Annotated in this window: 6 protein-coding genes; all 6 read right to left on the bottom strand. The window is 66.2% G+C overall.

Translation table 11 applies throughout. The features are described from left to right. Window positions 1-116: 116 nt before the first annotated feature. Window positions 117-896 carry a phosphate ABC transporter ATP-binding protein PstB gene (gene pstB, locus QCD70_RS15795; protein WP_055944421.1) on the bottom strand — a complete coding sequence of 260 codons (780 nt, stop codon included), beginning with the start codon at window positions 894-896 and terminating at the stop codon, window positions 117-119. Window positions 897-913: 17 nt separating this feature from the next. Continuing rightward, the gene (pstA, locus tag QCD70_RS15790; RefSeq protein ID WP_301218006.1) at window positions 914-2,002 is read right to left on the bottom strand and encodes a phosphate ABC transporter permease PstA; all 1,089 of its coding nucleotides are present in this window, start codon (window positions 2,000-2,002) and stop codon (window positions 914-916) included. 2 nt (window positions 2,003-2,004) lie between these two features. After that, the gene (pstC, locus tag QCD70_RS15785) at window positions 2,005-2,988 is read right to left on the bottom strand and encodes a phosphate ABC transporter permease subunit PstC (RefSeq protein ID WP_055927394.1); all 984 of its coding nucleotides are present in this window, start codon (window positions 2,986-2,988) and stop codon (window positions 2,005-2,007) included. 119 nt (window positions 2,989-3,107) lie between these two features. After that, entirely contained in the window at window positions 3,108-4,202 is a 1,095-nt protein-coding gene (pstS, locus tag QCD70_RS15780; RefSeq protein WP_301218003.1) for a phosphate ABC transporter substrate-binding protein PstS, read from the bottom strand. Between the two features lie 144 nt (window positions 4,203-4,346). After that, window positions 4,347-5,273 carry an NUDIX hydrolase gene (locus QCD70_RS15775; protein ID WP_301218001.1) on the bottom strand — a complete coding sequence of 309 codons (927 nt, stop codon included), beginning with the start codon at window positions 5,271-5,273 and terminating at the stop codon, window positions 4,347-4,349. Window positions 5,274-5,295: 22 nt separating this feature from the next. Next, entirely contained in the window at window positions 5,296-7,476 is a 2,181-nt protein-coding gene (locus tag QCD70_RS15770; protein WP_301217999.1) for an RNA degradosome polyphosphate kinase, read from the bottom strand. Between the last annotated feature and the right edge of the window lie 12 nt (window positions 7,477-7,488).

Raw genomic sequence — 7,488 nt, 5'->3', positions numbered from 1 at the left:
GCCCGGTGCAATACCGGACCCAGGCCCTCGCGGCCTAGACTTTCAATTGGCCAGTCCAGCAATCCGGGACCAGTCCAATATCGAGGGGGCCTTCGTCGTTGATGCGTCGAGACTCTTTAGCCGAAGCGACCCGAGACGTAGTCCTCTGTGTCCTTGACGGTGGGGTTCGAGAAGATGGTGGTGGTGTCGTCGTACTCGATGAGCTTGCCGGGCTTGCCGGTGCCCGCGATGTTGAAGAACGCGGTGCGGTCGGAGACGCGGCTGGCCTGCTGCATGTTGTGCGTCACGATCACGACCGTGTAGTCGTTCTTCAGCTCGCCGATGAGGTCTTCGATGGCGAGCGTCGAGATCGGGTCGAGAGCCGAGCAGGGCTCGTCCATCAGAATGACCTCGGGTTCGACCGCAATGGCGCGGGCGATGCAGAGGCGCTGCTGCTGGCCGCCCGAGAGGCCGGAACCGGGCAGGTGCAGGCGGTCCTTGACCTCGTTCCAGAGGTTGGCGCCGCGCAGCGACTTCTCGATCAGGTCGTCGGCGTCGGACTTCGACATGCGACGGTTGTTGAGCTTGGAGCCGGCGAGCACGTTGTCGCCGATCGACATCGTCGGGAACGGGTTCGGCCGCTGGAAGACCATGCCGACCTGGCGGCGCACGAGCACGGGATCGACGCCCGGGCCGTACAGGTTGTTCCCGTCGATCAGGACTTCGCCCTCGACGCGCGCGCCGGGGATGACCTCGTGCATGCGGTTGAGCGTGCGGAGGAACGTGGACTTGCCGCACCCCGACGGACCGATGAACGCGGTGACGGTTCGGGGCTCGATCGTGAGGCTCACGCCTTCGACAGCGAGGAAGTTGCTGTAGTAGACGTTGAGGTCGTTTACTTCAATGCGCTTGGACAACGTGGGTTCCTTTAGGGTTAGCGGCCGAGCTTGGGGGAGAAGATGCGGGCGATGACTCGGGCCGCGAGGTTGAGCAGCATCACGATCAGGATCAGGGTCAGGGCCCCGGTCCACGCTCGGTCGAGGTACGCCTGGGCATCCGAACCCGGGTTGGCGTACTGGGTGTAGACGAAGACCGGCAGCGTCATGACGCGCTCGTTGAACATGTTGTAGTTCATGCTCTGCGTGAAGCCGGCGATGATCAGCAGCGGGGCCGTCTCACCGATGACGCGGGCGATGGCCAGCATCACGCCGGTGGTGATTCCGGCGATGGAGGTGGGCAGCACGACTTTGACGATCGTGAGCCACTTGGGCACACCGAGGGCGAAGGATGCCTCGCGCAGCTCGTTCGGAACGAGCTTCAGCATCTCTTCTGTCGAGCGCACGACGACCGGGATCATGAGGATCGACAGCGCCACGGCTCCACCGAAGCCGAACCGGATGCCGGCCACTCCGGTCAGCAGCGCGAAGAACGCGAAGGCGAACAGACCGGCGACGATCGACGGGATGCCGGTCATCACATCGACGAGGAACGTGATCGCCCTGGCGAAGGTGCCGCGGCCGTATTCGACCAGGTAGATGGCGGTGAGCAGTCCGATCGGCACGGAGATGAGCGTGGCCCATCCGGTGATCTGCAGCGTTCCCATGATGGCGTGCAGCCCGCCGCCGCCTTCGCCCACGATGTTGCGCATCGTGTAGGTGAAGAAGGTGAGGTCGAAGCGGTGCGCGCCGTTGACGATCGTGGTGAAGAGCAGCGAGATGAGCGGCAGGAGCGCGATGATGAAGGCCAGCGACACCAGCGAGGTGACCATGCGGTCCTTCGAGCGGCGCACGCCCTCGTAGAGGCGCGAGACCACGGTGAGCACGATGACGAAGAGCACCGTTCCGAAGAAGATCGTGCCGACGATGTTGAAGTCGGCGGTCACGCCGGCCATCATCAGCAGGCCGAAGATCACGCCCATGACGATCCAGCTGCCGACGAGCAGCAGCCACGGCGTGGCCTTGGGCAGCTTGCCGGCGGTGAGCGTGTTGGTCATGGGAGGGGCGGCGACGGTTGTCGTGGTCATGATTAGTTGGCCCCCGAGAATGCCTTGCGGCGGTTGATGATGTAGCGGGCGATCGAGTTCACGATGAGCGTGATCACGAAGAGGATCAGACCGGATGCGATCAGCACGTTCACGCCGACGCCGTGCGCCTCGGGGAAGTTGAGGGCGATGTTCGCCGCGATCGTCGACGGGTTGGTCGATTTGAGCAGGTCGAACGAGAAGCCGCCCGAGACCGACAGCACCATGGCGACGGCCATGGTCTCGCCGAGCGCGCGACCGAGGCCGAGCATGGATGCCGAGATGATTCCGGGGCGACCGAAGGGCAGCACGGCCATCTGGATCATCTCCCAGCGGGTGGCTCCGAGCGCCAGGGCGGCCTCCTCGTGGAGGCGCGGCGTCTGCAGGAAGACCTCGCGGGAGAGGGCGGTGATGATCGGGAGGATCATGACCGCGAGAACGATGGCGACGGTGAGGATGGTGCGACCCGTGCCGGAGACGGGGCCGGCGAGGATCGGGATCCAGCCGAAGATGTCGACGACGGTGGAGTAGAACGGCTGCACGAACGGTGCGAGAACGGTGATGCCCCAGAGGCCGAAGACGACCGAGGGCACGGCGGCGAGCAGGTCGACCACGTAGCCCAGGCCGGCGGCGAGGCGTCGGGGGGCGTAGTGCGAGATGAAGAGGGCGATGCCGATGGCCACGGGAACGGCCATGAGCAGGGCGAGGAAGGCGGCCCAGATGGTTCCGCCGACGAGGGGGGCGACGTAGGCCCAGAAGCTCGAGGGGGAGCCCTTGATCTCGGCAGGATCGGCCACGAAGGCGGGGATCGACTGCACGATCAGGAAGAGGGCGACCAGGGCGAGGATCGCGAGGATCAGACCACCGGCGACGATCGTCGAGGTCGAGAAGATCACATCGCCGGGCCGCTGCTTCGCCTTGATCCGTTCCGGAGCGGCCGCGGGAACCGGCGGCTTCGCGTCAACGGGCTTGGGGGGTGCTGTCGTCATGAGAGCTGGGGTCCTGTCAACCGGTGTTCAGGGAGGAGGGGGTGGGACTGTTTCGGGCCTAAACCCGCGATCTGTCCGGCCCCGACGCGAGTCGGGACCGGACAGAGTGTGAAGCGGTGTTACTTGATGGTCGCGATCGCGTCGGCGACCTTCGAGGCGAGGTCGCTCGAGAGCGGCGCGGCACCGGCGGAGGTAGCGGCCTCCTGCTGGCCCTCATCGCTGGCGAGGTAGCCGACGTATGCCTTCACGAGCTCGGCCTGGGCCGGGTCCGCGTACTCCTGGCAGGCGATGATGTAGCTCACCAGAACCAGCGGGTAGTGCGACGGGTCGGTCGTCTCGCGGTCGAGCGCGATGGCGATGTCGTTGTCTTCGCGACCCTCGACGAGCGGGGACTCCTCGACGACGGCGGCGGCACCCTCGGCGGTGTACTCGACGAAGTCTTCGCCGACCTTGATCTTGGCGACACCGAGGTCGCCGGCCTTCGAGGCGTCGGCGTAGCCGATGGTGTTGCTGCCGTTGGTGACGGCCTGGATGACACCCGAGGTGCCCTGAGCGCCCTCACCGGTCTGGAAGGGGAACGCGTCAGCGGCCTTCTCGGCCCAGTCGGCGGGAGCGACCTTGCCGAGGTAGTCGGTGAAGTTCTTCGTGGTGCCCGAGTCGTCGGAGCGGTGAACGGCGGTGATCGCTGCGCTGGGGAGCGTGGCGTCGGGGTTCAGCGCCTTGATGGCCGCGTCGTCCCAGGTGGTGATCGCGCCGGAGAAGATCTTGGCGAGGGTCGATGCGTCGAGGTTCAGCTCGTCGACGCCCTCCACGTTGTAGACGACCGCGATCGGCGAGATGTAGACGGGGAGGTCGATGGCCTTGGTGTCGGCGGCGCAGCTGGCGAAGGAGCCCGAGAGCTCGTCGTCGCTCAGGGCGGAGTCGGAACCGGCGAAGGCGGCGGCACCCGAGATGAAGCTCTCGCGGCCGGCACCCGAACCCTGGGGGTCGTAGTTGATGGTGACGTCGGGGTTGGCGGTCTGGAACGCGGCGATCCACGCTTCCTGGGCGCTGCCCTGGCTCGAGGCGCCGATACCGGTCAGCGTGCCGGTCAGAGTCGAGGCGGACTCGGTCGAGCCACCCTCTGCGGGCGCCTCATTGGCGGCGCAGGCGGAGAGCGCCAGCGCGGCGGTGAGGAAGAGTGCCGCGGGGGCGGCGATACGCGAAAGCTTCACTGAAAAATCCCTTTCAGGGTTTCTATTGCTGGGATGAGGCCGGTGCATGGCCCTCAGCGAACCTAACGAGCGCGCGTAACCAATCTCTCCCGATCAGGTAAACGGGAGGTGAACAGCGTTCCCTGAGCCTGTCGAAGGGGAGGGTCAGCGGGGGACGTGCGTCTCGATCGCGATGATGCCCGCTCCCGGGCGGTCCCTCGAGAGGTGGATGACCGTGTAACCGGCCACGGGCAGGTCTCCGGCCCGGGAGATCGAGGCGAGCTTGGTGCTGCCCGTGGCGAGCGCGACCTCGCGCATGATCTCGGGCAGCACGGGGCCGTGGCTGCACAGGATGCTCGTCACTCGTCGGCGCACGCGCTTGCCGACCTGGCCCCGGATGTCGCCGGTGCCGTTCTCGAACGCGTCCTGGCTGATCGAGTCGGTCTTCTTCACGGCCAGGCCGAGCGCCTCGGCCGTCGGCGCGACGGTCTGCTGGCAGCGCAGCGCGGTCGACGATCGGATGACCGTGGGACCGAAGGCGCTCAGGCCGGCGACGATGGACTGGGCCTCGAGCTCTCCGCGATGCGTGAGCGGGCGGGCGGAGTCGCGTCCGTCGAAGTCGAATGCGGGAATCGCCTTGGCGTGACGCAGCGCGATGATGGCGAAAGTGCTCGTGAGCCCGTCGTCGACGAGCGCCTGGAATCGCTTGAGGATCTCGGCGTCGCGCTTGTAGCTGATCGAGGCGAGGGCCCGGCTCACCGGCATCCATTCGAGGGCGGCGACCTCGTTGTTCGGCACGAACGTCGAGTTGAGCACGGCCTCCTCGGTGACCTCGGCTGCCCAGTAGTGCACGACCTTCTCGCGATGGTTGGGCATCACGTAGTTCGTCACCCCGAGCGGCACGCCGAGCGCGACCTGCAGGCCCGTCTCCTCGGCTATCTCCCGCACGGCGGTCTGGGGCAGCACCTCGCCGGGATCGAGCTTTCCTTTGGGCAGGGAGATGTCTTTGTGGCGCGTGCGATGGATCAGGAGCACTTTGATCTTGCCGTCGACGACGCGCCAGCAGACCGCTCCCGCGGCGAAGACAGTCACTGGCCCGCTTCCCCCGCTCGGATCACCGACTGATTCCGCTTCGCTTGCGCCGCTTGGAGATCTGCTTCATGACCACGTCCTGCAGATCGACCAGCGGGTTGCCGTCGGCGTCCATGCTGCGACGAACCCAGTCGCCCTCCGGGCCGAGTGTCCACGACATGGTGTTCTCGTCCATGGCCAGGTCGAAGAGCTCGCTGATCTCGCGCAGATGATCGGTGCTCGTCAGCCGCACGAGGGCCTCGACGCGACGGTCGAGGTTGCGGTGCATCATGTCGGCGCTGCCGATCCAGGTCTCCGGCTCGCCCGCGTTGACGAAGGAGAAGATGCGCGAGTGCTCGAGGTAGCGCCCGACGATCGACCGCACAGTGATGTTCTCGCTGAGGCCGGGCACGCCCGGCTTGATGGCGCAGATGCCGCGCACCCAGATCTCGACGGGAACGCCGGCCTGGCTCGCGCGGTACAGCGCGTCGATGATCGCCTCGTCGACGATCGAGTTGACCTTGATGCGGATGCCGGCGGGCAGGCCCTGCTCGACGTTCGTCGCCTCCTGGGCGATGCGCTTGAGCAGGCCCTTGCGCAGGTGCAGCGGGGCGACGAGGAGTCGCTTGAATTTCTTCTCGATCGCGTAGCCCGAGAGCTCGTTGAAGAGCCTGGTCAGGTCTTTTCCGACCTGGTCGTCGGCCGTCAGAAGACCGAAGTCCTCGTAGATGCGGCTGGTCTTCGGGTTGTAGTTTCCGGTGCCGATGTGGCTGTAGTGGCGCAGCACGCCCTTCTCGCGTCGGATCACCAGCGCGAGCTTGCAGTGGGTCTTGAGACCGACGAGGCCGTACACCACGTGCACTCCGGCCTTCTCGAGCTTGCGGGCCCACGAGATGTTGGCCTGCTCGTCGAATCTCGCCTTGATCTCGACGAGGGCGAGAACCTGCTTGCCGGCCTCGGCGGCGTCGATGAGGGCCTCCACGATGGGGCTGTCGCCCGAGGTGCGGTAGAGCGTCTGCTTGATGGCCAGCACGTGCGGGTCTGCCGCGGCCTGCTCGAGGAACGCCTGCACACTCGTGGCGAACGACTCGTAGGGGTGGTGCAGCAGCACGTCCTGGCGCGCGATCGCCTTGAAGATGTCGGGCTTGGCGTTCGGTTCGCTGGGCTGCAGGGCGACCGAGGTGGTCGGAACCCGCTTGGGGTAGTGCAGCTCGGGGCGGTCGATCTTGCCCAGGTCGAAGAGGCCGGCGAGGTCGAGGGGAGCGGGCAGTCGATAGACCTCCTGCTCTGTGACGTCGAGCTCGCGAACGATGAGTTCGAGCGTGCGGTCGTCCATGTCCTCGGTGACCTCGAGCCGGATGGGCGGGCCGAAGCGTCGGCGCAGCAGCTCCTTCTCGAGGGCCTGGATGAGATTCTCGGTCTCGTCCTCGTCGACCTCGACGTCTTCGTTGCGGGTCACGCGGAACACGTGGTGGTCGAGCACCTCCATGCCGGGGAACAGGTGGCTGAGGTGGTTGGCGATCAGATCCTCGAGCGCGATCAAGCGCACGTTGGTCTCGTCCTCGGTCTCGTCGACGCGGATGAAGCGCGGGATGACCTGGGGCACCTTGAGGCGGGCGAACTCCTCCTTGTCGATCTTGGTGTTGCGCACCCGGATCGACAGGTTGAGCGAGAGGCCGGAGATGTAGGGGAACGGGTGCGCCGGGTCGACGGCGAGCGGCATGAGCACGGGGAAGATCTGCGCCGAGAAGTAGTGGCTGAGGCGGGAGCGGTCGTCTTCGTCGAGGCTGTCCCAGGTGACGATGTGCACCCCGGCCTCGTCGAGCGCCGGCTTGACCAGCTCCTGGTACGCGCGTGCATGCCGCAGCTGCAGTTCGTGCGCGGCGCGGGAGATGTCTCCGAGCACATCGACCGGCTTGCGGCCGATGTTCGTGGGCACGGCGAGGCCGGTGGCGATGCGGCGCTTCAGGCCGGCGACGCGCACCATGAAGAACTCGTCGAGGTTCGACGAGAAGATCGCGAGGAAGTTGGTGCGTTCCAGCACTGGAAGCGTGGGGTCCTCCGCGAGCTCGAGCACGCGCGTGTTGAACGCCAGCCAGCTGAGTTCGCGGTCGAGGTAGCGGCCTTCGGGAAGCGACGGATCGTCGAGGATCTCGATGATCTCGTCGTCGTCGTCGAAGTCCGAACCGAAGTTCGAGTCAAGGAGGATGTTGTCGCCGCTCATGCAATCATCATG

It is taken from the genome of Agreia sp. PsM10 (assembly GCF_030433855.1).
GTDB lineage: Bacteria > Actinomycetota > Actinomycetes > Actinomycetales > Microbacteriaceae > Agreia.
The sequence above is the reverse complement of the archived record's forward strand: the minus strand, read 5'-3'. Positions and strand labels throughout refer to the sequence as shown.